The sequence below is a fragment of the Spiroplasma endosymbiont of Villa modesta genome (assembly GCF_964030925.1).
Lineage (GTDB): Bacteria > Bacillota_I > Bacilli_A > Mycoplasmatales > VBWQ01 > Spiroplasma_E.
The window spans coordinates 464,136-486,691 of sequence record NZ_OZ034992.1; the positions used below are offsets into that span (position 1 = coordinate 464,136).

General features: G+C 19.8%; 38 protein-coding genes. 29 read left to right on the forward strand and 9 right to left on the reverse strand.

The features are described from left to right. Positions 1-311 precede the first annotated feature (311 nt). Complete coding sequence (locus tag AAHM89_RS02960) at positions 312-746, forward strand: hypothetical protein (RefSeq protein WP_342266440.1); 435 nt, start codon at positions 312-314, stop codon at positions 744-746. Here the strand turns inward: AAHM89_RS02960 and AAHM89_RS02965 are convergent, their stop codons facing one another. Next, positions 747-1,868, reverse strand: coding sequence for an Mbov_0401 family ICE element transposase-like protein (locus AAHM89_RS02965; RefSeq protein ID WP_342266913.1), 1,122 nt, complete (start codon positions 1,866-1,868; stop codon positions 747-749). A 659-nt stretch (positions 1,869-2,527) separates the two neighbouring features. Here AAHM89_RS02965 and AAHM89_RS02970 point away from each other — a divergent pair. Continuing rightward, a complete protein-coding gene (locus tag AAHM89_RS02970; protein ID WP_342266914.1) occupies positions 2,528-3,025 on the forward strand; it encodes a hypothetical protein in 498 nt (165 codons plus the stop codon). Positions 3,026-3,040: 15 nt separating this feature from the next. Then, positions 3,041-3,754 (forward strand): hypothetical protein, encoded by a 714-nt coding sequence (locus AAHM89_RS02975; protein WP_342266444.1) that lies wholly within the window; start codon positions 3,041-3,043, stop codon positions 3,752-3,754. A gap of 19 nt (positions 3,755-3,773) precedes the next feature. Here the strand turns inward: AAHM89_RS02975 and AAHM89_RS02980 are convergent, their stop codons facing one another. Genes AAHM89_RS02980 through AAHM89_RS02990 form a run of 3 tightly spaced genes read right to left on the reverse strand, consistent with a single transcriptional unit; the run spans position 3,774 to position 6,374 of the window. Further along, positions 3,774-5,789, reverse strand: coding sequence for a hypothetical protein (locus AAHM89_RS02980; protein WP_342266915.1), 2,016 nt, complete (start codon positions 5,787-5,789; stop codon positions 3,774-3,776). Next, positions 5,740-5,916, reverse strand: a complete 177-nt coding sequence (locus AAHM89_RS02985; protein ID WP_342266916.1) for a hypothetical protein — start codon at positions 5,914-5,916, stop codon at positions 5,740-5,742. Before AAHM89_RS02985 ends, AAHM89_RS02980 begins: the two co-directional genes overlap by 50 nt. After that, the gene (locus AAHM89_RS02990; RefSeq protein WP_342266917.1) at positions 5,916-6,374 is read right to left on the reverse strand and encodes a hypothetical protein; all 459 of its coding nucleotides are present in this window, start codon (positions 6,372-6,374) and stop codon (positions 5,916-5,918) included. Before AAHM89_RS02990 ends, AAHM89_RS02985 begins: the two co-directional genes overlap by 1 nt. Positions 6,375-6,676: 302 nt before the next feature. Here AAHM89_RS02990 and AAHM89_RS02995 point away from each other — a divergent pair, with 302 nt between their 5' ends. The 17 genes from AAHM89_RS02995 (at position 6,677) to AAHM89_RS03075 (ending at position 12,887) form a co-directional block, all read left to right on the forward strand. After that, on the forward strand, positions 6,677-6,883 hold the full coding sequence (locus AAHM89_RS02995; RefSeq protein WP_342266918.1) for a hypothetical protein: 207 nt from the start codon (positions 6,677-6,679) through the stop codon (positions 6,881-6,883). Between the two features lie 467 nt (positions 6,884-7,350). After that, positions 7,351-7,842: a hypothetical protein gene (locus AAHM89_RS03000; RefSeq protein WP_342265952.1), complete on the forward strand. Its 492-nt coding sequence runs from the start codon at positions 7,351-7,353 to the stop codon at positions 7,840-7,842. Between the two features lie 134 nt (positions 7,843-7,976). Continuing rightward, positions 7,977-8,135 carry a hypothetical protein gene (locus AAHM89_RS03005; RefSeq protein ID WP_342265953.1) on the forward strand — a complete coding sequence of 53 codons (159 nt, stop codon included), beginning with the start codon at positions 7,977-7,979 and terminating at the stop codon, positions 8,133-8,135. Further along, the gene (locus AAHM89_RS03010) at positions 8,125-8,307 is read left to right on the forward strand and encodes a hypothetical protein (protein WP_342265954.1); all 183 of its coding nucleotides are present in this window, start codon (positions 8,125-8,127) and stop codon (positions 8,305-8,307) included. The genes AAHM89_RS03005 and AAHM89_RS03010 overlap by 11 nt, the downstream gene beginning before the upstream one ends. Positions 8,308-8,309: 2 nt before the next feature. Continuing rightward, positions 8,310-8,519, forward strand: coding sequence for a hypothetical protein (locus tag AAHM89_RS03015; protein ID WP_342265955.1), 210 nt, complete (start codon positions 8,310-8,312; stop codon positions 8,517-8,519). Between the two features lie 15 nt (positions 8,520-8,534). Continuing rightward, complete coding sequence (locus tag AAHM89_RS03020; protein WP_342265956.1) at positions 8,535-8,714, forward strand: hypothetical protein; 180 nt, start codon at positions 8,535-8,537, stop codon at positions 8,712-8,714. After that, the gene (locus AAHM89_RS03025) at positions 8,714-9,484 is read left to right on the forward strand and encodes an ERF family protein (RefSeq protein WP_342265957.1); all 771 of its coding nucleotides are present in this window, start codon (positions 8,714-8,716) and stop codon (positions 9,482-9,484) included. The genes AAHM89_RS03020 and AAHM89_RS03025 overlap by 1 nt, the downstream gene beginning before the upstream one ends. Before the next feature lie 104 nt (positions 9,485-9,588). Continuing rightward, a complete protein-coding gene (locus AAHM89_RS03030) occupies positions 9,589-9,756 on the forward strand; it encodes a hypothetical protein (RefSeq protein ID WP_342265958.1) in 168 nt (55 codons plus the stop codon). Continuing rightward, complete coding sequence (locus AAHM89_RS03035) at positions 9,749-10,027, forward strand: hypothetical protein (protein ID WP_342265959.1); 279 nt, start codon at positions 9,749-9,751, stop codon at positions 10,025-10,027. The genes AAHM89_RS03030 and AAHM89_RS03035 overlap by 8 nt, the downstream gene beginning before the upstream one ends. 2 nt (positions 10,028-10,029) lie before the next feature. After that, complete coding sequence (locus AAHM89_RS03040) at positions 10,030-10,650, forward strand: hypothetical protein (protein ID WP_342266919.1); 621 nt, start codon at positions 10,030-10,032, stop codon at positions 10,648-10,650. Then, complete coding sequence (locus AAHM89_RS03045) at positions 10,650-10,811, forward strand: hypothetical protein (RefSeq protein WP_342266041.1); 162 nt, start codon at positions 10,650-10,652, stop codon at positions 10,809-10,811. The genes AAHM89_RS03040 and AAHM89_RS03045 overlap by 1 nt, the downstream gene beginning before the upstream one ends. After that, the gene (locus tag AAHM89_RS03050; protein ID WP_342265961.1) at positions 10,811-10,981 is read left to right on the forward strand and encodes a hypothetical protein; all 171 of its coding nucleotides are present in this window, start codon (positions 10,811-10,813) and stop codon (positions 10,979-10,981) included. The genes AAHM89_RS03045 and AAHM89_RS03050 overlap by 1 nt, the downstream gene beginning before the upstream one ends. 542 nt (positions 10,982-11,523) lie before the next feature. Next, positions 11,524-12,015 (forward strand): hypothetical protein, encoded by a 492-nt coding sequence (locus tag AAHM89_RS03055; RefSeq protein WP_342265952.1) that lies wholly within the window; start codon positions 11,524-11,526, stop codon positions 12,013-12,015. A gap of 134 nt (positions 12,016-12,149) precedes the next feature. Then, complete coding sequence (locus tag AAHM89_RS03060) at positions 12,150-12,308, forward strand: hypothetical protein (protein WP_342265953.1); 159 nt, start codon at positions 12,150-12,152, stop codon at positions 12,306-12,308. Further along, positions 12,298-12,480 (forward strand): hypothetical protein, encoded by a 183-nt coding sequence (locus AAHM89_RS03065; protein WP_342265954.1) that lies wholly within the window; start codon positions 12,298-12,300, stop codon positions 12,478-12,480. Before AAHM89_RS03060 ends, AAHM89_RS03065 begins: the two co-directional genes overlap by 11 nt. A 2-nt stretch (positions 12,481-12,482) precedes the next feature. Continuing rightward, positions 12,483-12,692, forward strand: a complete 210-nt coding sequence (locus AAHM89_RS03070; protein ID WP_342265955.1) for a hypothetical protein — start codon at positions 12,483-12,485, stop codon at positions 12,690-12,692. 15 nt (positions 12,693-12,707) lie between these two features. Next, positions 12,708-12,887 (forward strand): hypothetical protein, encoded by a 180-nt coding sequence (locus AAHM89_RS03075; protein ID WP_342265956.1) that lies wholly within the window; start codon positions 12,708-12,710, stop codon positions 12,885-12,887. Positions 12,888-13,090: 203 nt separating this feature from the next. Here the strand turns inward: AAHM89_RS03075 and AAHM89_RS03080 are convergent, their stop codons facing one another. Both AAHM89_RS03080 and AAHM89_RS03085 read right to left on the reverse strand, forming a co-directional pair. Then, positions 13,091-13,498, reverse strand: a complete 408-nt coding sequence (locus AAHM89_RS03080; protein WP_339045908.1) for a transposase family protein — start codon at positions 13,496-13,498, stop codon at positions 13,091-13,093. Positions 13,499-13,521: 23 nt separating this feature from the next. After that, positions 13,522-13,944: a transposase family protein gene (locus AAHM89_RS03085; RefSeq protein ID WP_339045912.1), complete on the reverse strand. Its 423-nt coding sequence runs from the start codon at positions 13,942-13,944 to the stop codon at positions 13,522-13,524. Positions 13,945-14,047: 103 nt separating this feature from the next. Here AAHM89_RS03085 and AAHM89_RS03090 point away from each other — a divergent pair, with 103 nt between their 5' ends. The 9 genes from AAHM89_RS03090 to AAHM89_RS03130 all read left to right on the forward strand — a co-directional run bounded on the left by AAHM89_RS03090 (position 14,048) and on the right by AAHM89_RS03130 (position 17,863). Continuing rightward, positions 14,048-14,818, forward strand: coding sequence for an ERF family protein (locus tag AAHM89_RS03090; protein ID WP_342265957.1), 771 nt, complete (start codon positions 14,048-14,050; stop codon positions 14,816-14,818). A 104-nt stretch (positions 14,819-14,922) separates the two neighbouring features. Beyond that, complete coding sequence (locus tag AAHM89_RS03095) at positions 14,923-15,090, forward strand: hypothetical protein (protein WP_342265958.1); 168 nt, start codon at positions 14,923-14,925, stop codon at positions 15,088-15,090. Continuing rightward, a complete protein-coding gene (locus AAHM89_RS03100) occupies positions 15,083-15,361 on the forward strand; it encodes a hypothetical protein (RefSeq protein WP_342265959.1) in 279 nt (92 codons plus the stop codon). The genes AAHM89_RS03095 and AAHM89_RS03100 overlap by 8 nt, the downstream gene beginning before the upstream one ends. Before the next feature lie 2 nt (positions 15,362-15,363). Next, a complete protein-coding gene (locus AAHM89_RS03105; protein WP_342266506.1) occupies positions 15,364-15,954 on the forward strand; it encodes a hypothetical protein in 591 nt (196 codons plus the stop codon). After that, positions 15,954-16,124 carry a hypothetical protein gene (locus tag AAHM89_RS03110; protein WP_342265961.1) on the forward strand — a complete coding sequence of 57 codons (171 nt, stop codon included), beginning with the start codon at positions 15,954-15,956 and terminating at the stop codon, positions 16,122-16,124. The genes AAHM89_RS03105 and AAHM89_RS03110 overlap by 1 nt, the downstream gene beginning before the upstream one ends. Continuing rightward, complete coding sequence (locus AAHM89_RS03115) at positions 16,124-16,306, forward strand: hypothetical protein (protein WP_338978655.1); 183 nt, start codon at positions 16,124-16,126, stop codon at positions 16,304-16,306. Before AAHM89_RS03110 ends, AAHM89_RS03115 begins: the two co-directional genes overlap by 1 nt. A 2-nt stretch (positions 16,307-16,308) precedes the next feature. Further along, positions 16,309-16,593: a hypothetical protein gene (locus AAHM89_RS03120; protein ID WP_342265962.1), complete on the forward strand. Its 285-nt coding sequence runs from the start codon at positions 16,309-16,311 to the stop codon at positions 16,591-16,593. 3 nt (positions 16,594-16,596) lie between these two features. Continuing rightward, positions 16,597-16,863, forward strand: a complete 267-nt coding sequence (locus AAHM89_RS03125; protein ID WP_342265963.1) for a hypothetical protein — start codon at positions 16,597-16,599, stop codon at positions 16,861-16,863. A 145-nt stretch (positions 16,864-17,008) separates the two neighbouring features. After that, complete coding sequence (locus tag AAHM89_RS03130) at positions 17,009-17,863, forward strand: DUF3800 domain-containing protein (RefSeq protein ID WP_342265964.1); 855 nt, start codon at positions 17,009-17,011, stop codon at positions 17,861-17,863. Positions 17,864-17,935: 72 nt separating this feature from the next. On the opposite strand, the gene AAHM89_RS03135 is transcribed toward AAHM89_RS03130, so the two are convergent. From AAHM89_RS03135 to AAHM89_RS03145, 3 genes are read right to left on the reverse strand one after another with little or no spacing between them, the layout of a single operon-like run. Next, on the reverse strand, positions 17,936-18,247 hold the full coding sequence (locus tag AAHM89_RS03135; RefSeq protein ID WP_342266920.1) for a hypothetical protein: 312 nt from the start codon (positions 18,245-18,247) through the stop codon (positions 17,936-17,938). Between the two features lie 45 nt (positions 18,248-18,292). Then, positions 18,293-21,259, reverse strand: a complete 2,967-nt coding sequence (locus AAHM89_RS03140; RefSeq protein ID WP_342266921.1) for a hypothetical protein — start codon at positions 21,257-21,259, stop codon at positions 18,293-18,295. Then, entirely contained in the window at positions 21,189-22,550 is a 1,362-nt protein-coding gene (locus AAHM89_RS03145) for a hypothetical protein (RefSeq protein ID WP_342265966.1), read from the reverse strand. Before AAHM89_RS03145 ends, AAHM89_RS03140 begins: the two co-directional genes overlap by 71 nt. Positions 22,551-22,556: the final 6 nt, after the last annotated feature.

Genomic DNA, 22,556 nt, shown 5'->3' on the forward strand with positions numbered 1-22,556 from the left:
TAAATATAGATATTTTTCATTTATTTTTGTATTAGATAACTATTGTTTAATTAGAAATAGTTACCTCCTTAGAAGTTTTATAATTGAATTGTTTATAAAAAATACATGTATATGAAATTAATTAGGGAGATTGTCAAAAATCTGGAATAAATTAAATCTTATATATATTATATTTTAGACAAGAAATAATTTGGATTTTTATGAAATTGTATTTAAATAATATAATTTTTTTAAATTTATTGCAACTAAAATACTTAAAATTAAATTTAGTAAGTACTAAACTTTTAAAGTAAATTAAGGAGATTTTAAAAATGAAACTTAAAAAATTACAGTTAATAACTGTATTAATATTTATTTTAACTATTTTAATTATGATTGCTGGACTATTATTACTAAGTTTATTTCATGGAAAAGAAGTAGTAACTACTAAAAATACAGAACCTTTAACATATGAATATAATGGTTTTACTTTATGAAGTAAATATAGTTGATATTACATATTAACTAATAACAATATTTGTTTTAAAAATTTTGGAAGTTATTATATTATTGATAATTCCTATAATTATTCTTTATTATGGTTAAAAATTGCTATTATCTTTTCTACAATTGTAGTTCCAATTTTTATTTCTATAATTTTGTCATTAACATTCTTAATTATTGGTTTAAAAAGAAAAATAAAAAATAATAATTTTTGAGATGCTATTGCAAATTGTGAAATAATAAGTAATTATTACATTCATTAATTATGTTTCTAAATTTATCTTATTACATTTAAAAATAACCATTTTAATATAAATTAAAATATTATATGTTCTATTACCAAGCATTTCTTTTAAAACATGTCAAATATTAGTTTCTGTAAAACAACCAATATTTCATTTCTTACCTTGATTTTCAATACCTTGTTTATTATTTTTAAAATATTTTTTCTTTAATTTTTTATGATTATCTAATTCTTTATATAAATAATCAATTAATTGTTCATAATTACCATTATTAATTAAATTTTTACAGTGATTATATTCTTTTAAATATTTTCCTTTATTTCCAGCCATTATTCCAAGATATAATGTTCTAATTAAGTGGAATTTATCTAAAACAAACTGTGCCCCTAAATAATCTGCTACATCTTTAATTCATCCTGCACTATCACCACAAATAATAATTTTTGCTTGTTCAACATTTTCATAAAATTTTTGACAATGTTCTTTAACAAATTCAGCAGTTTTTTTAACTCCAATTACTGTTCTTGTTGGTCTTATAATTGCTTTTACTCTTTTATTTTGTACTTTGTGATTAATATTATCTGTATATGTTACTATTAAACGCATAGAATGTTTTATACCTTTACGTTTAAAATTTCAAAATTTTCGGTGACCATCATCAATAGCAACAAAAATAGGTTGATTTTTTTCTAATTTTACTTTTACTGGATTTGCTTCAATTATTTTTAAATTTTTAAAAACTCTATGAACAGTACTAACACTAATACCTGCTTTTTTACAAATAGCACAAATATCATGATATCTTTTTCCATCAGCAAAATATTCAATAATAGTTTGTTCAATATCTTCGCCAATTCTTTTATATTTAGGTAATTCTAGTCATTCATCAACTAAACAAACACGAACTCATTTTTGTAATTTTTCATCAAAATATTCATAAATTCTTCTTTTATAAGTTACTAATCCATACATTATTTTTCTTGTTCGATATTGATAATCAACAATTTTATATTTCTTTTTATCTCTTGTATTTTTTATTCTTCAATCTCATTTTTCTCATTTCTTTGTTATATGTTCTAAAACTAATTTATCAATTTTTGCACTTTGTTCTCTAAAATTTCATTTATAATTAAAATTCACATTTACTTCTCCTAACTATTTTAAAAAAATCTAAATTTATTGTAAATATTTTTTAAAAAATAATTTACTTATTTATTATATACATTTATAAGTGTAATTTTAAATAAAATAAAAAATATTTTAAAAAAATGATTTTATATTTACCATATAATAAACAATTTCAATAGAATTAATAGTATAGGTCTCATAAAATAAAAACCTTTAATTTAGGCGTTATTTTGAATTTAAAAGCATACTTGTAAAAATAATCAAAAATAGTACAATTTAAAAGTAAAATTAAGGAAAAAAGGAGTAATTAAATGAGCAAAATAAATAAATGTTTAATAATAAATTGTAATAAAAGAAAAGAATTTTTTAATAAAAAATATAATATTTTTTTGTAATGAGCATAATATTAAATTTACAGATTTTATTGGTAATCAATGAATTCCAAGTGCAACAATAGAAAAATGAAGAAAATATCCAAAATTACATACAGAATTTGTTAATTTAAAAGCAGCAGAGTTTATTCACCAAGAAAATAAAAAAATAAATCCCAAAGTTAGTTTTAGCCAAACAGGAAAAGAAATTTTAAAAATGGAGAATTTAAATGCAAAATAGTAAAGGAAAATTATTAAAAGTTGTAACTAATTTAAAATCTTTAAAAAAGATTTTGCAAAATGAATGTTGTTTGTCAAAGTAAAAATTGTAATAACAAATGAAGTAATATTGTATTATTAGAATGAAAATCAACAACTTTTAGTCTTTTTCTTTGTGAAAATCATGCCAATAATTTAGAGTATGAATTATTACCAAAATGATTAAAAACTTGTGAAAAATTAAGAAAAAATAACAAAATAAAAAAGGAGAGATTTATTATGAAAACGTGAATAAAAACAAATTTAAGTAAAATAACATTAGCATTAGCACTAACTGGTGCAATAAGTGGAGTAACTGGTTTAAAAATTGGTTCAATAACACATCACAAAACAAATAATTTACAATATTTTTTAGATTATGATGGTAAGGTCCACTGGGGGGCTTGTACAACGATATGGTCAGAAAAAAAAGATGATATTCATAAAATATATTTATATATTTCAATTAATTCTGCATCTAAAAGTGATGTAAAATGAGATGGTATTTATCCTAATGGATATTTTAATAAGAAAATCTAAATAAAATGGTTTATTATGAAAAATAATAGAAAAATTCAAATAGTATGATTAATTTTAATTTGATTATTTAGTTTTTATGCATTATCAGTAAAATTTTGACAAGGTGATATTAATTTAAGTTATTTAGTTTTTATTATTGATATCTTAAGATGATTTAGTGTTTGAGCAACCATTATTTCTTTAATTTGAAGTTCATGAAATTTATTTATTTTTTTTAAAAAAATTAATATTCGTTTAATTACTAATTATAATTTTAAAATTTTTTCATTAGTTTATAATTTAATAGCCGGAGTTACTTTTTGATGTGGAATATTTACATATGGATGAAATGATTATATTTTAGCAAGATTACAAGAACCATTATCATTTTCTGGTACTTTAATTGGGCATTTAGTTATTCCTATATTATTAACAATTTACTCAATTATTTATCGTGACTATTGTGTGATTAATCGAACTTATTATAAAAAAGATTTTTGGTTAGTATTGATTTTTCCTTTTTTATATTCAATATTTATGTTATTTCGTTCATTTTATTTAATTCATCAATATAAAATTAAAGGAATTAACATAAATGATTATTTAGATTTTATTTCACCTTATTGATTTCTTTCATGATTTATTTATGGTTGAAGTTATTGAATTTTATCAATGTTATTTTTTGGAATTATTACATTAGTTTTAACTTTAATAATTAATCTAATTAGTGTAATTAAAAAAAATAGTTAATTTGAATGCTATATATTTTCTAAATTTCTAAATTTATATAAGAAATATTTTCGTTGTATTTATCAAATAAATTAATATTTTTTAAGTTTATTTCTTGTTTATCAGTTATTAAAATTAAATCATAATTACCGGCACCAAATATTCCGCTGATTTCAATCATATTTAAATTATTAATAGGATTTTCAATTTGTAATTCAAATTTATTGTCATTATCAATTTGTGAAATTTCTTTATAAAATTCTAATTTGGAAAATAATTGAGATTTATTAGAACCATATAAATTTAAAGCATTTTCAATTTTTATTTTTCCAATAATTGCTCTTGTAAAGTATTTGCCATATTCACCATTACCTAATGTTCAATCAGCTGGAATTAATGAAGGTATGTTATTACTTTCTAATTCATTAATTATAGATAGTCAGTTAAATTGGTTATCATCTAATTTGAATAATTCATTTTGGCTAATGTCATTATTTTTTAATTTAATATTATTTATATCTGTAAAATCAAAATATTGAGATTTTAATATTACTTTTACATCTTTAAACTCTCAGACTTCATCAGGATTTTTATGAATTGGATTTGATTTTAATTCAAAATAATAAGGTAATAAAATTTTATTATCATCATTTAAACCTTTATTAATTGACATACTTGAATAAATATTATTTGATAACATAATAATTATTTTTTTAAGTATTTGTACTTGTGGTAAATTTACATAATTTGGATAATCTAATTTTCATTGTTTAAACAAATTGCTAATTACTTCTTCAGGTTTTTGTCCTTCAAATTTTGCACGTAATTGTGATATTTTTTGTTCAAGATGTGATGGGTCAAAACCATCAAAGTTTCTGTTATAAGTATATGTATAAGTTAGCATATCTAATAATACTTTTTGTAAACTATCAATTGGTGGTCTATCTTTTATTTCTAATTCAACATCATGAAATTTATTTGTTGTAGAAATAAATAAATTATAGTTACCTGCTAAAAATCATGACTCTAATTTTGTATCTTTTAATTCTAGTTCATCAGATAAGGGTCATACTTTTGAATTTTTAGTAACATCATAACCAATTTTAGCATTAGTTATTCTTGCATTATTAATAATTTCTTTTCTTGTTTCTTTACCACCACCAATAGCAATTAAATCTAAAACTGATTTTTCTTGACCTATAAATTGTTTTGCTAAATTTCAAGGTAATATTTGTTCACTAAATCATTGTTGTAATATTCTAACTTTTGGTTGAGTTTCAATAGGCATTGATAATAGCGGAAATGCTATCTTATCTTTAACAAATAACTTTGGGTATACTTCCATATTATCAACTTCACCAAGTACCTTTATATTGCCAAAAATCATGCTTCTAGGTGCTTTAATTTTTAAACCAATAACTTTGGTATCTTTATCTAATGGTTTTTGTAATTTAATAATAATTGGATAACCATCTCTTGTTTTAAAGTCTTTAATTTTAATAATAGTAATACTTTTCGTACTTCTTGTTTTTGGATTTTGATAAGGTTGCGAATAATTATTAATTATATATAAATTATCAATATTATTTTCAGTTAATGGTTCATTTATAGATACAGCATATAACTTAAATTGATTTAATAAATTTATTTCTTGAAAAATTAAATTTTTAATATCAGTCATACTATATTCAATAGTATTATCATTAATATTAGTACTTGCTCTTTGATTTAATTGCATAGTAAAGTCAGATGTTTCAACAGCAGTAGTTTTTAAAACTTTATCAATATCAATAAAACCTATTTTAATAGTATTTGCTGAAAATTTTAAACTATTATTTTCATTATTCTTAAATAAACGTTCAATTTCATAAATATATATAGTTCTTTTTTTAAATTCATCGTATGCTCTATTAATATCTGGGTCACTAGTAGCACTCATCATATTAGTAAAATCATAAGGAATATTATCAATTAAATAATCATTTTCTACTTCTGCTTGATTAAGTTTAGTTTGTTTCTGTGGAAACTTCGTTTGTGGTTTGTTGTTGTTTTCCATTGTTCTCTCCTATTAATTGGTTATTTTTGGGATTAAATAATTTTAATTTAACTGTTAAATTATTAATTTCTTGTTCATCATTAATATTAAATGTTTTACTATTTAATAAATCTTTATCAATTCTCACTAATATTTGAATAAATTTAAGAATATCAATATTAAATTGTCATAATTTTTGTTCAATATAATTAATAGTTGAAATATTAACTGCTGTACTTTCGGGAACTGATTGTTGTGCAGATTTTTTTGACTTGGTATATGAATACCACAACGTTTAAATATTTCATTAACATTTCAATCGTATATATCAGTTAAATTTTTACCTTTAAAATTACTATTTGTCATATTGATGTTTTCGTTTTGTTCATTATTATCTCCACCACTTTTAAATATGTAGTTTTTAGTAACTAATGTTCTAACAGTTTCTTCTAATGTTGATTGAACATTACCATAAGTTTGACTAAAAATAAACTTTGGTGAGTTTAAAATAGTATCTAAAACTATTTGTTCATAAATAACATCTAATGCTTTAATTTTATCCATTACTTTATCACAATCTGCTAATTCATTTGCTTTATTTCGCATAATTACTATTGGTATATAATTAATATTTAATGTTTGTTCTTGTAATAAATTAGGATTATTAATAAATGATTTAAAATCTAATGGAAATTGTTTTTTATTATCACTAATACTATAAATTGCACGATTAATAGTTACTTGTTCATTAAACTTGGCCCATATGCTGATATTTCTTTTTTACATATGGTTATGAAAACTTATAAAGACATATTCCGTAATTAAATTTTTTAAAAGTCAATTAATAATTTTAAAATTTATTTTATAATTTTGTTATTAACAATAAATTTAGAAAAGTGTTGATAAAAATGATTTTTGAAAATTTAAAAAAATTAAAAAATGAAGAATTTTACAGATATTTTGGTATAAAACGTTTTCATTTTAATGAAATGTTAGAAAAATTAATTGAAATAGAAAAATTAGAAAAAAATAAAGGTCGAAAAAATAAACTTTCAGTAGAAGAAAGATTAATGATGACTTTATTATACTGAAAAGAGGACGTATTGCAACCTTAGTTAGATTTAATAAAAATATAAATGAGAGATAAAACTCTCATTTTTTAATTGTTAAATAAAAAAACTTTAAAACTCTCGTAGATATTCTAATTGTGAGTACTAAATGTAAATACTACTACATGAGTATAAAAGAGTAATTTATTTATTTTTATTGAATTGTTATTGTATGAAATTGAAATTAAATTTGTATAGAAATGCAATAACCATAAACCCTGTTCTTTAATTATTAATAAATTATTACACATAAGGGGGGTTATATATTACATACATACCTCATCAATAATATCATAACATAAATAAATTAATTATTAAATATAATTTTTTATTTACGTATATGTGCTTCACTCATCAAGAGTGAAAGCACAATATATTACGTATACGTATTAATAAAAATATATATATAAGCCTTTTATCACTGTAGGTGATAAGGCTTATACGTAAAAATACGTATTAGAAAGGAATATTATATGCCAAATATTAGTTTAGATTTAAAAACTAAAATACAAGAATCAACTAATGGTGGAATATTATTAGAAATTGGTGAATATGAAACATGATTTCCTAAACAATATACTAGTATTGACGAAAATAATAAAAAAATAGCATTAAAAATATTTGAAAATTTTGATTATAAATTAGGTAAAAATTCAATTACAGAAAATATGAAAAGTATTAAAGGTAGTGAAGTTTTAAAATATATAAAAAATATTCCAGATATTACTACAAATGAAAATGAATTAATATCTTGTGAATTTTATGAACAATATAATGGTTATTATATTTTTACAAATGATAAAAATCAAGAATGTTTTAAATATAACATTACATGAGAACAAGATATGAAAAGTTTTAAAATAAATAATCCATATAATGATAATGATTTAGCAATAAATTATATTGTTACACCAATGAAAGATATAAATACTCATAATGAAAAAATATTTTATTTAAAGTATTAAAGGAAATTAATATGTTATTAAATGTTGAAAAAATAGAATTAATAAAAAAATTATGTAATGAAAAATTACTTAAAAATAAAAAATATATTGAAATACAAGAAATATTAAAAATTATAGAAAGAGAGTAATTAATTATGTTGAATTTAAAAGAAGATAAAAGAATATATTTAAAATATGAAGAAATTGAAAAAATATTTGGTTCATGTGATATATGTAATAAAAATTCATCATTTGCAAATAGAACTTGTAATAAATGTTTTTATAAATTAATAGGTGAAAAAAATGAAATGTAATATACATAATGAAAAATATATATGATTTTCTGAATTAGAAAAAACATATTATTGTAATAAATGTATTGATGAAATGATTGAAGAAGATATGTATTTAACATCAAATAATTGAGATTACTTATATGAATATTATATTAATGAATTACAATTAGAAAATTTTAAAGGAGTGTAAATATGAATAGATTAGAATTACAAAATGCAAGAAAATTAATAGAAAAATTTGAAGAATTACAAGAAGAATTTAATAGTAAATATGAAAATAGTTTAGATGTTAGAATTGATGATGATTATGAATTAAACATTAGTAATGATTATTTTACATATGAAGATGTAAATAAATTAGAACAAGCAATTATTGATTATAAAAGAATTTTTAAAGGTTAAAGGAGATAAATAAATATGGTAGCAGCAGCACTTAAAAAACATGAAGATAAATTATTAATTAAAAATTTAAAAATTCGTCTTACTAAAAATGATCATTATGAATTAAAAACATATTGTTATGAAAGAAATATAACTATGAATGATTTTGTAAGGGATTTAATAAAAAATGCAATAAATAGAAAGAGTGATAAATAATGAATAATTTATATAAAAAAATACTTAAATTACAATTAGAAATTGGTAGTACACCTAAAAATGGTTTTAATACTCATGGTAATTATAAATATTGATTATTAAGTGATATTTTTAATAAATTAAAAGGACTATGTAGAGAACTAAATATACTTATTTTACATTCAGATAATTCAGAAAATATGAATATAAATAAAATAGAAAATATTAAAGAATTTATGGATAAAAATAATAATAAAATACAAAATGTAACAAAAGAAATAGAAGTTTCATATCAAAAAAAATATTCAATTATTGATTTAGATAATATAGAATTTAGAGAAGATTTTAATATTTTTGCTTGTGCTAAAAATACAGATATAGCAAAAGCAAAAGGTAGTGCAGAAACTTATGCTTATAGATATTTTTTAATGAATTTACTTTTATTAAGTGAAGATGAACTTGACCCAGATAATGATAATGTTAATTTAATTCAAAATAATAAACAACAAAATAATTATATTAATAATAATGTAAAAATACAAAATGAAAAATGAGAACCAAGTGAAAAACAATTAGATTATTTTGAAAAATATATGATTACAAATACAGTTTTATTTGATGAATGTATAAGAGAAGATATGGAAAGATTAAATCCAAATAATAATAAAGATTTTTTAATATTAATGGGTGAAAATTATTTAAAAACTTTATTTGATAAATTTAAAGAAATTCGTGAAAGATTTAAAAATTTAAAAAATAATAATAAAAGTGAATATAGAAATTATGAATAAATGTAAATATTGTAATAAAAGAATTTGATTAACTAATTATTGATGTATGAATTGTTTAAAAATATTAGTTATAAATTTAAATAAAAAAAAGGAGAAAAAATAATATGAATAAAGAAAAATTAATTAGTTGACTAAATATAATTTTAGATAGTGATATAGAACAATATAATAAAGAAAAAGACATATATTATTTAAATAAATTAAGAGGTTCAATTGATTTTATTAAAATTTTAATTAATAAAATAAAATGTGGAGAGTTTGATAATGAATAAAGAAAATTACTATATATTTACATATAAAGAATGTCAATTATTAGAAGAGAAATATAAATTAGATTTTCCTTATTATGTTGGTAATAAATTAAGAAGTGAATGTGATGAGTGTAAAAGTATTACTGATAATGATGTATTAGATTGAATTAATGAAGAAATGGCAAAAGTTGAAAATTTATTAAAAAAATATAAAAATAAAAAAATGTTAAAAGGTTATTATTTAGGATTAGAAAAAGCAAAATCTTATTTTGTTTGTAGAGAGGGACAATAATAATGAATAATTATTTACTTTCAATTGACCCAAGTATTAAAAATACTGGATTTACATTATGAGAAAAACAATGATATCAAAATGATATTAAATCTTATCCTACTTATTTTAGATGAAAACCAATATTAATTAAAAGTTATAGTTTTAAAAAATATAGTACTGGAGTTGAAATTAGTAAATCAGATTATATTTATAATAATAACTTTAATTATTTAATACTTAATCAAATAGAAAAAGAATTAGATTTTCAATTAGGAAGTAAAAATTCAAAATCCAACTTTAATCTAATTATAGAACGTGGTACTTTTCATAGTAAAAATGGTATTGGTTATGAAACACAAGAACATTTAAGAGGTTTTATTGCTGGACAATTTAATAAATTATTAACAAAAAATATGTTAATAAGTCCAAGTGAATGAAAGAAATGATATGTAAAAAATGATAAATATTGTTCTGCTATTACATTTGTAAATGGTATAAATTATAAATGAGATAAAAATGTTTCTTTATTTATGTGTGAATATTTAATAAAAGAAAATAAATGAAATATAAAAATATCAAATCATGATGAAGCAGATAGTTTATTAATTGGTTGATATTATTTAAATAAGGAGAATAAATAATGAAATGTTTACTGTGTGAAAAAAGAGCAGTAGGAAGTCGAAAAATTATGAAATTAGAAGCATATAGTAACGATAATTTTTCATTTAACTTATATTTTTGTAAAAAACATTTAGAAAAAGAATTAAATATGAATGGTATAAAAATTAAGGAGAATAAATAATGTTTATGAATTTTAAATTAAAAAAAATAACAAAAATTAATAAATTATTAGATGAAAGAGCTTCTTTTTTACATATGTATTTACTTTATAGTAATGAACAAATAAAAAAAGATGTAACTATTATTTATTTAAATAATTATTTAAATAAATTAAATAAGGAAGTAAAATAATGCAAAAACAAAAACAAGAAAAAGTATTACTTAAATGTATTGTTAAAGATTGTAATGGACGTATTGCAACCTTAGTTAGATTTAATAAAAATATAAATGAGAGATAAAACTCTCATTTTTTAATTGTTAAATAAAAAAACTTTAAAACTCTCGTAGATAGTCTAATTGTGAGTACTAAATGTAAATACTACTACATGAGTATAAAAGAGTAATTTATTTATTTTTATTGAATTGTTATTGTATGAAATTGAAATTAAATTTGTATAGAAATGCAATAACCATAAACCCTGTTCTTTAATTATTAATAAATTATTACACATAAGGGGGGTTATATATTACATACATACCTCATCAATAATATCATAACATAAATAAATTAATTATTAAATATAATTTTTTATTTACGTATATGTGCTTCACTCATCAAGAGTGAAAGCACAATATATTACGTATACGTATTAATAAAAATATATATATAAGCCTTTTATCACTGTAGGTGATAAGGCTTATACGTAAAAATACGTATTAGAAAGGAATATTATATGCCAAATATTAGTTTAGATTTAAAAACTAAAATACAAGAATCAACTAATGGTGGAATATTATTAGAAATTGGTGAATATGAAACATGATTTCCTAAACAATATACTAGTATTGACGAAAATAATAAAAAAATAGCATTAAAAATATTTGAAAATTTTGATTATAAATTAGGTAAAAATTCAATTACAGAAAATATGAAAAGTATTAAAGGTAGTGAAGTTTTAAAATATATAAAAAATATTCCAGATATTACTACAAATGAAAATGAATTAATATCTTGTGAATTTTATGAACAATATAATGGTTATTATATTTTTACAAATGATAAAAATCAAGAATGTTTTAAATATAACATTACATGAGAACAAGATATGAAAAGTTTTAAAATAAATAATCCATATAATGATAATGATTTAGCAATAAATTATATTGTTACACCAATGAAAGATATAAATACTCATAATGAAAAAATATTTTATTTAAAGTATTAAAGGAAATTAATATGTTATTAAATGTTGAAAAAATAGAATTAATAAAAAAATTATGTAATGAAAAATTACTTAAAAATAAAAAATATATTGAAATACAAGAAATATTAAAAATTATAGAAAGAGAGTAATTAATTATGTTGAATTTAAAAGAAGATAAAAGAATATATTTAAAATATGAAGAAATTGAAAAAATATTTGGTTCATGTGATATATGTAATAAAAATTCATCATTTGCAAATAGAACTTGTAATAAATGTTTTTATAAATTAATAGGTGAAAAAAATGAAATGTAATATACATAATGAAAAATATATATGATTTTCTGAATTAGAAAAAACATATTATTGTAATAAATGTATTGATGAAATGATTGAAGAAGATATGTATTTAACATCAAATAATTGAGATTACTTATATGAATATTATATTAATGAATTACAATTAGAAAATTTTAAAGGAGTGTAAATATGAATAGATTAGAATTACAAAATGCAAGAAAATTAATAGAAAAATTTGAAGAATTACAAGAAGAATTTAATAGTAAATATGAAAATAGTTTAGATGTTAGAATTGATGATGATTATGAATTAAACATTAGTAATGATTATTTTACATATGAAGATGTAAATAAATTAGAACAAGCAATTATTGATTATAAAAGAATTTTTAAAGGTTAAAGGAGATAAATAAATATGGTAGCAGCAGCACTTAAAAAACATGAAGATAAATTATTAATTAAAAATTTAAAAATTCGTCTTACTAAAAATGATCATTATGAATTAAAAACATATTGTTATGAAAGAAATATAACTATGAATGATTTTGTAAGGGATTTAATAAAAAATGCAATAAATAGAAAGAGTGATAAATAATGGACATATTCCGTAATTAAATTTAATTAATTGTCAATAAAATTGTTTTAAAACTATTTAGTGTTATTGAATATAGAAATAAATATTTTTTGAAAAAATAGTTTAAAAAATGAGTTTACATTTTAAACAAAAAATTGTTAATAATATTTTTATATTAACTCGATAAAAATTTAAATTTTAAAAAAATATTTTTAATATTTTTTTTATTTTAATGGTTTTATTTTATTAAAAATTTCACAAAGTAAGTTAAATCTTAAGTACATAAGTCTAAATTTAGATTTTCTACATTTATTTACTAAAATTTTGAATCTTTTCAATCAAGCAAAGACATGTTCAACTTTAATTCTAATTTTAGATACAATCTTATTGTATTTTCTTTCTTGTTTAGTTAATTTTTTATTTTTAGTTCTTTTAATTGGTATTATTGTATTTTTATAAATATTTTGTATACCTTGATATCCTAAATCACCAATAATTATTGTTTTTTCTGAAAATTCAAGATTTGAATTTTTTAATATTTGAAAATCATGCACTTTACCATTATCAGCAAAAATATCAACAATTTTTTTATTAAAAAAATCATATACAATTTGAAATTTTATAGAATACATTCAACTTTTACCAGAAAAATATTCTAACTGTAGTTTTTTTTAGTTGGTCTTTCAATTTCAATCTCAGTTGAATCAATTAAATAAAATTGAAATTCATTTGAATTTTCTTGTTTTTTATCAATTTTTAATTTATATCTTTCTTTTAAAAATTGGTAATCTTTGTGGTTACTAAGTTTATTTTCTACTCAAGTAATATTTCGAAAACAACTTGATGGGCTCATTTTAGATTTAATACTCATTTGAAAAAAAGTATAATATTCTTTTCAGTATAATAAAGTCATCATTAATCTTTCTTCTACTGAAAGTTTATTTTTTCGACCTTTATTTTTTTCTAATTTTTCTATTTCAATTAATTTTTCTAACATTTCATTAAAATGAAAACGTTTTATACCAAAATATCTGTAAAATTCTTCATTTTTTAATTTTTTTAAATTTTCAAAAATCATTTTTATCAACACTTTTCTAAATTTATTGTTAATAACAAAATTATAAAATAAATTTTAAAATTATCAATTGACTTTTAAAAAATTTAATTACGGAATATGTCTAATGAATAATTTATATAAAAAAATACTTAAATTACAATTAGAAATTGGTAGTACACCTAAAAATGGTTTTAATACTCATGGTAATTATAAATATTGATTATTAAGTGATATTTTTAATAAATTAAAAGGACTATGTAGAGAACTAAATATACTTATTTTACATTCAGATAATTCAGAAAATATGAATATAAATAAAATAGAAAATATTAAAGAATTTATGGATAAAAATAATAATAAAATACAAAATGTAACAAAAGAAATAGAAGTTTCATATCAAAAAAAATATTCAATTATTGATTTAGATAATATAGAATTTAGAGAAGATTTTAATATTTTTGCTTGTGCTAAAAATACAGATATAGCAAAAGCAAAAGGTAGTGCAGAAACTTATGCTTATAGATATTTTTTAATGAATTTACTTTTATTAAGTGAAGATGAACTTGACCCAGATAATGATAATGTTAATTTAATTCAAAATAATAAACAACAAAATAATTATATTAATAATAATGTAAAAATACAAAATGAAAAATGAGAACCAAGTGAAAAACAATTAGATTATTTTGAAAAATATATGATTACAAATACAGTTTTATTTGATGAATGTATAAGAGAAGATATGGAAAGATTAAATCCAAATAATAATAAAGATTTTTTAATATTAATGGGTGAAAATTATTTAAAAACTTTATTTGATAAATTTAAAGAAATTCGTGAAAGATTTAAAAATTTAAAAAATAATAATAAAAGTGAATATAGAAATTATGAATAAATGTAAATATTGTAATAAAAGAATTTGATTAACTAATTATTGATGTATGAATTGTTTAAAAATATTAGTTATAAATTTAAATAAAAAAAAGGAGAAAAAATAATATGAATAAAGAAAAATTAATTAGTTGACTAAATATAATTTTAGATAGTGATATAGAACAATATAATAAAGAAAAAGACATATATTATTTAAATAAATTAAGAGGTTCAATTGATTTTATTAAAATTTTAATTAATAAAATAAAATGTGGAGAGTTTGATAATGAATAAAGAAAATTACTATATATTTACATATAAAGAATGTCAATTATTAGAAGAGAAATATAAATTAGATTTTCCTTATTATGTTGGTAATAAATTAAGAAGTGAATGTGATGAGTGTAAAAGTATTACTGATAATGATGTATTAGATTGAATTAATGAAGAAATGGCAAAAGTTGAAAATTTATTAAAAAAATATAAAAATAAAAAAATGTTAAAAGGTTATTATTTAGGATTAGAAAAAGCAAAATCTTATTTTGTTTGTAGAGAGGGACAATAATAATGAATAATTATTTACTTTCAATTGACCCAAGTATTAAAAATACTGGATTTACTTTATGAAAAAAAACAAAAAGAATTAGTGAATGTGAAGTTAATTATAATGAAATTGAATATATCGATGAATGAAAACCGATATGAATAAGCAGTTATAATTTTAATAAATATGAAATAAAAACATCATTAGAATTAAAATGAAAAATTAGAGATTATATTATTCCTAATATTGATACAAAACCTAATAATACTTATCCATGATTAGAAAAATTTGATTTAATCATTGAACGTGGTACTTTTCATAGTAAAAATGGTATTGGTTATGAAACACAAGAACATTTAAGAGGTTTTATTGCTGGTCAATTTAATAAATTAATAACAAAAGATATGTTAATAAGTCCAAGTGAATGAAAGAAATGATATAAAGAAAATTATAAAAATATAGAAATAAATTATAATAATTGAAAAAAAGAATATTCTTTAATATTAGTTAAAGATTTAATTACTTTTAATAATTGAAATATAACAATATCAAATCATGATGAAGCAGATAGTTTATTAATTGGTTGATATTATTTAAATAAGGAGAATAAATAATGTTTATGAATTTTAAATTAAAAAAAATAACAAAAATTAATAAATTATTAGATGAAAGAGCTTCTTTTTTACATATGTATTTACTTTATAGTAATGAACAAATAAAAAAAGATGTAACTATTATTTATTTAAATAATTATTTAAATAAATTAAATAAGGAAGTAAAATAATGCAAAAACAAAAACAAGAAAAAGTATTACTTAAATGTATTGTTAAAGATTGTAATAGTAAAGTATTAGTTACTTTAAAAATTGGAAATATAGAAGATAGTGCTGTTCAATTTTTTAATATGTGTTATTTTCATAAAAAACAATTTAAAAATAAAGTCAAAGAAATAAAAAATAAGGAGTAATTATGAATTTATGAGACTTTTTAAAATATAGTGATAAATATAATGTTTTTAAAATATTTACTGAAGATAAAGAAATATATTTTTCATGAAATGGTGGAAATAGTGAATTAGATGATGACCGTACTTTATTAGGTTATGAATTAGCAGACTGAAAAGTATTATCATATAAGTTAGACCCAGATAGTTTAGAAATTGAAGTATTTGTTGCACCAGATAATCAATTAATGCAAAATTATAATCATTTTCCAAAAACAAAAGAAGAAAGATTAAATTATAATAAGGAGTAAATAATGATAATGATAAATTGTACAATAGATGAATTTTTAAATAAATGAAAAAAAGAAAAACATTATGATGTAAGTGTTGGTCATTTTTCAGGTGAAGGAGATTTTACTTTAAATTTTAAAGATTTGCATATTGACAAAAATAATATTGAAGAATTTGAAGAATTATTAAATGATTATAATATTAATAGAAAAATTTGAGAAAAAATAGAAAAATGTAAACAATGTCATCATCATAATTCTCAAATAGAAATTAATGATGATGATGAATAAAATAATTAAATAATCTATATTTAATATAGAAAATATGATATAATTAATAAAGAGAAATTACTCATTCCTAAATAATTTCTCTTTTTTATTTTTTTTGATTTATAATATTATTAACAAATAAAAAAATGGGAATGAGTTTTTATTTATGAGTAATAATAATATAAATGAATATTGATTATATTTAGATGATAGTGGTAAATTTCTTAATAAAAGCGATAAACATGTAATTTATGGTGGTATTATTTTTAATAATAAAAATAAAAGAAATAATTTTATTAAAAGTTTTATTGAAGCAAAAAAGAAAGTAACAAAAAAATCTGAAATAAAAGGAGATGATATTGCTAAAAAATATATTAAATTTAAAAAAAGTCCTTATAAAAAAGCAGATATAGAAAATTTAATTAGTAAATACAAAATAATAGATAATTTATTTTGCGTTTGAACATGCAAAAAAGATTTAATTTTACCAACTTCAGATGAAGAACATGCAAAATTAAAAAATAATGAATTAATTGCTTTATTAATAAAAAAATTAATTGAAAATAAAACTATATTACCTAATTCAAATATAAATTTATATATTGATGATATTTATACACAACCTATTCAAGAAATAGATGCAATTAATTTAAAATCATATCTAAATAAAAATTATTCAAAAAATGGAATAATTAGATTTTTAAGAACAAAAAATATAATCATTAATAAAGTAAAATACTTAGATTCTAAAATATATAATTGTATACAGGCATGTGATATTATTGCAAATTTTTGTAATAAATATTTAAATAAACATAAAGACGCAAAACAATTATTAAATATATTTGAAAATTTTGAATTTAATATAATTGCTTGTAAGTTTCCGGTAATTATATATAATAATAGTATATTAGATATAAAATGCTGTTGGTCAGAGTCTAGTCAGGTAAATACTACTGGAAATAAAGTTGCTGGTGTGTTCTTAGAGAGCAGGCAAGCTGCCCAACAAGATAAGGAATAATTTTTATTCCTTTTTCTTTTTATATAAAAAAAGTTACCTTAATTGGTAACTTTTTAATTAGATTGTGAAATATTATTTTGGTTTATTTTCTAATTCTAATTTATCTTTTACTTTTTTTCTTTGTTCATAATCGTATAATATTTTTCTTCCTTTTTTAATTCCCAAATCTGTTAATAATTCATTATATTTTTTTTGCATTATGATAATTCCGATTATTAATCCTATTACATTAAGTGCAATAAAAAGAATCAATATTCCCCAAGCAGTTCTATCTTCTCTTACACCACCCATTAATAATACAAGTCCATATGCGGTTAATCAAGTAATAAATATTAAAGTAAATATTGAACCTAATACTGTTAATCAAATTGCTCAAGTCGGCATTTTATTCTCCTTAATTAATAATTTTACATGTAAATAATATAATAATTATCTTGAATTTACAACTATTTTGGTAATAGATATTGAATAACTATCAACATTTTCAGCATAAAATAAATTTTCGCCATTTGGACCATTACTTCTATTTGCTAGTGAATAAATATAAGTAGGAAATAATTGTAAGTTAAAATTTAATCTACTATTATCTAAATTTTTAAATCCAAGCAATATTTCACTATCATATTCTTTGGTATATACAGTAGTACCATTATTTTCATTGGCTGTAACATTAATTGTTTTTTCATTTAATTTATATAATTTGTTTTTATTATTTACTGTTTTTCCCATTGTAGCAATACCATAATAACTAAACCTTAAATCAAATTTATATTTATTTATATTATAATTTTCATTATTAATTATTAATAATTTATTATCACTATAATAATTTAATTCTTTTAAATTATAACTAAACATTCTAGTATATTCTTTTTCAGAAAAAGTTTGAGATGTGTAAAAATCTATATAAGTAGCACTAGTATTTGAATGTTTACTTGTTTTGTAATTTCAAGAAATATAAACATCTATACTTTTATAATATCTTTGCAAATCTTCAAAACTATTAATTAACAATGTAGGGTCTAGTTTAGATTTAATATCTAAATTAATTTCTAATGGTTGAATTTTAGGTGCTATATTATTTATTCAATTATTGGGATTATAAGACATGTTATAATTATTATCCACATTAAATACTTTTTCTAATTGTAAATTAGTACTATAAGTAGGATTTTCTGGAATGATTACAATTTGTTTTGCTATATTTTGTGGACTTGGTGGTAATATTTTTGCTGGATAACTAAATGTAGTTTCTTCACTTTCTGAATATTCATCATGATTTAATTTATATAAAGTTGTTCAATTAAAAGCATTACCAGTTAAATAACCCATATTATTATAACGAAATTGAGCAACTGATATTTCATTATAATCACCTTGATAAGTAAAAGGATTATCACTATAAAATGTATGTCTTTCTTCACCTTGATGTAATGATTGAGTTACAATTGTATCAATAATATAAGCATAATTTGAACCATCAATAACTCCATTTGATGTTGGATTTCATTGACAATTAGTATCTTCATTTGTAAATGGTGAAGCAATATCTAAAAACTCTGTATCTTCTGCTAAAATATAAACTTTATTATTTTTCTTTTGTGATAAATCAACTGTACTTATTTGTTCTTTTGTAGTTAATTTCTGACCAGTAGTAGGGTCTCATGGATAAACACTTACTCTATCACTTAATTTCATTGTCATAGCAGTTGTTGAAACATTTGCACCTAATAATTTACCAATAGTAAAATCATTATCATTTGTAAATGCATTTAATGGAATTAAACCACCATTACCAATAATACTTTCTAAATTACTTGTAAAAAATGCACTCATAAAACCATTAAAATATAACATTTTTTTATATTGTTGAGCATTTTGAGTAATAACTCAACTACTTCATATACCTAATGTTAAAGCATTTAATAATTTACCAATTAAAGGAATATCACTTAAAGCAAAAGGTAATCATTGTTGACTATCATAAGGCATTTGTATTAAAGGACTAAATACTACACTATTAAAATTTAAAATAGCAGACATATATTTTTGACTTATTTTTGAATAATCTACAGTTGGACTACCAATAATTAAATGAGTATCTGGGTCTTTATATTTAAAATTACTTGACATATCTACATTATAATTACCAGTTAAATTATTTATATTTCATTCACTATCTCAAAAGAATTTTGCTTCTCCTACTGATGTACCATTACTTAATCTTGCTTTATCTTTATCAAATGATAACATACCTTTAAAATCTTTTGTTACAAATAAATTATCTTGAAAATTTAATGAAGTTTTTAATCATTCTGTAAAATTTTTAAAATTAGTAAATCCAGTTGGTTTTGCGTCCATAATATTATAAAATGTAGTTTCTGGATGACTACTTGTTGTTATTTTATCATTTATACCAGCAAGTAAACCACCATTATTTTTAATATCAGTTGTAGATTTTTCATTATTACCAGCAATAAATAATCTTCTAGAAGCAAATACTTTACTTTCAAATATTTCTTCATTATTTTGTTGAATAGGTTCTTGACCTTGAATTATTGGTCTTCCATAATAATAACAACTTGTTAATAATTCTAATCCATAACTTTGTCTATGACTATAACGTACACCAATATCTTTCATTAAAGTACGATTTAAAGTTACTTTTCCTTGTTGAATAGTAGGGAAAGCATAACCACTACCCGGACTTGCATATTGTACAAAATCAAGTGTATTTTGACCACTACTTATTACTCTATCATTTAAACTACTAAAAGTTAATACTTGCATACTAAATGCACCATTATAAGGACTATAATAATTTGTTACATTTGAAATATATAATAATTGTCTATCTTGATTTTTACCACTATTACCACCAATATTTTCATTTTCATCATTAAATACAACAAAAAATTGTAAATAATCATCAATTGTAATATGTTCTTCAAACATTACTAAAGTATATTGTCTTTTTGTTTGTACTGTTTTAAATATTTGATTATTTGGTAAATTACTAAAATCAACACCACTTGTATCATCAATTAAATAAGCATTTCAATAATCTCCAATTTTATATTGTTTTGTATAAAATTCATCTTGACCATTAACTTTATGTATTTCTTCATTAATTTTACCTTTATTTTTTTGATATATTTTTGTACTATTTTTTCAAATACATACAACTGGAGTAGTACCAGTTAATATTAATTCATATTGACCAAAATCACTAATTTTACTATTAATTGGTTTATAACCAGTTTCAGTTAAAGGAATTGCTCCATTATTAATAACAAATGGAAATATTTTTCAAAAACTACATCTTTTAATTAGCAATTGTTGTCTTTTTAATTGAAGATGTAGATGTTTCATTAATTGAATTTGTTGATGTATCATTTTGATTATCTCCTAATAATTTTATTTCTTCTTTATCTTCTTCTATTATTTCTTTATAATGTTTTTTTGCTTGTTGTTTTGTTACTTCATCTAATTCAGCAATAGCTTGTGTATATGACATTGTTCTATCTGCTAATCTTTGACTAATCATTTCTTGTTTTAATAATTGGTCAGTCATAGCAATAGGTAAAAATTTAAATGAATAAGGTCTATCTCCAATACCATCTCATAATTTTTCATGAATTAATAACATATCAAAAAATCTATAAAAATAATATGAATAATGACTTATTTTAGTTTCTGTAGTTTCCATATCATTTTTATTATTAAATAATGATTTAGTTTTATTTTCATAATTTACACCAGAAAATTCATTATAATCATAACCTGCACCATTTCATATATCTTTACCTAAATCATCTTTATCTAAAATATAATTACTTGCTTTAAAATTACCTTGTATAACTTCCATACCACCAGCACCAGATTTATTATAGCCAGCAGTACCAACATTAACTACAATATTTTTTTTAGGATTATCAATAATTTTTCCATGTTCAATCATATTTTTAACAGTTTCATTATCAAATGCACCAAATAAAGTTGTAACATTTAAATCTCTATCAACATTTCTTTGAGTATAAGATTTATGATAATATTCAATTAAATTTCAAACTGGATAAGTATCTGGATATGCATTTAAAGTTGTTGAATTACCATAAAAATTAACCATTGGTAAATTTGTTATTTCTAATATTGGTAAATAATTTCAAGGATTTTTAATTTCATAACTATATTTTGGTGTTAATTCTGGTTTTAATTTTGTATGTGCTGTTCCTAAAATAATTTCTTTTTCATTTTTATTATCATTTTTATAAGTTTCAAATCTTATTTTTCCATTTTCAGCAATTACTCAAGTTAATGTTGCACTATCTGCTTGTTCATTTATAAAAAAGAATTCTGCACATTGTTCTTCTTCATTATATTTAGCAACTCTACCAGCAAATGAATTAGGTAATACTTTTAAACTTGTACTATTATCTTTATAAATAATAGGCATTATATATACTTTTCCAAGTAAACTTTCTTGAATTCCAAATTTATATAATTTTTCAAATCATTTATCACTAATAATTTTATTAGTAAAATATTTTAAAATTTCATCTTTTTCACTATCAAATAATAAACCTTTACCTAATCATAATTTAGTTGATTTTTGAGCAATTCTCATAGGAATATCACTATATCATTCTCTTCTATTACAAGAAAGATATTCTAATGGATTATTCATTTTTAT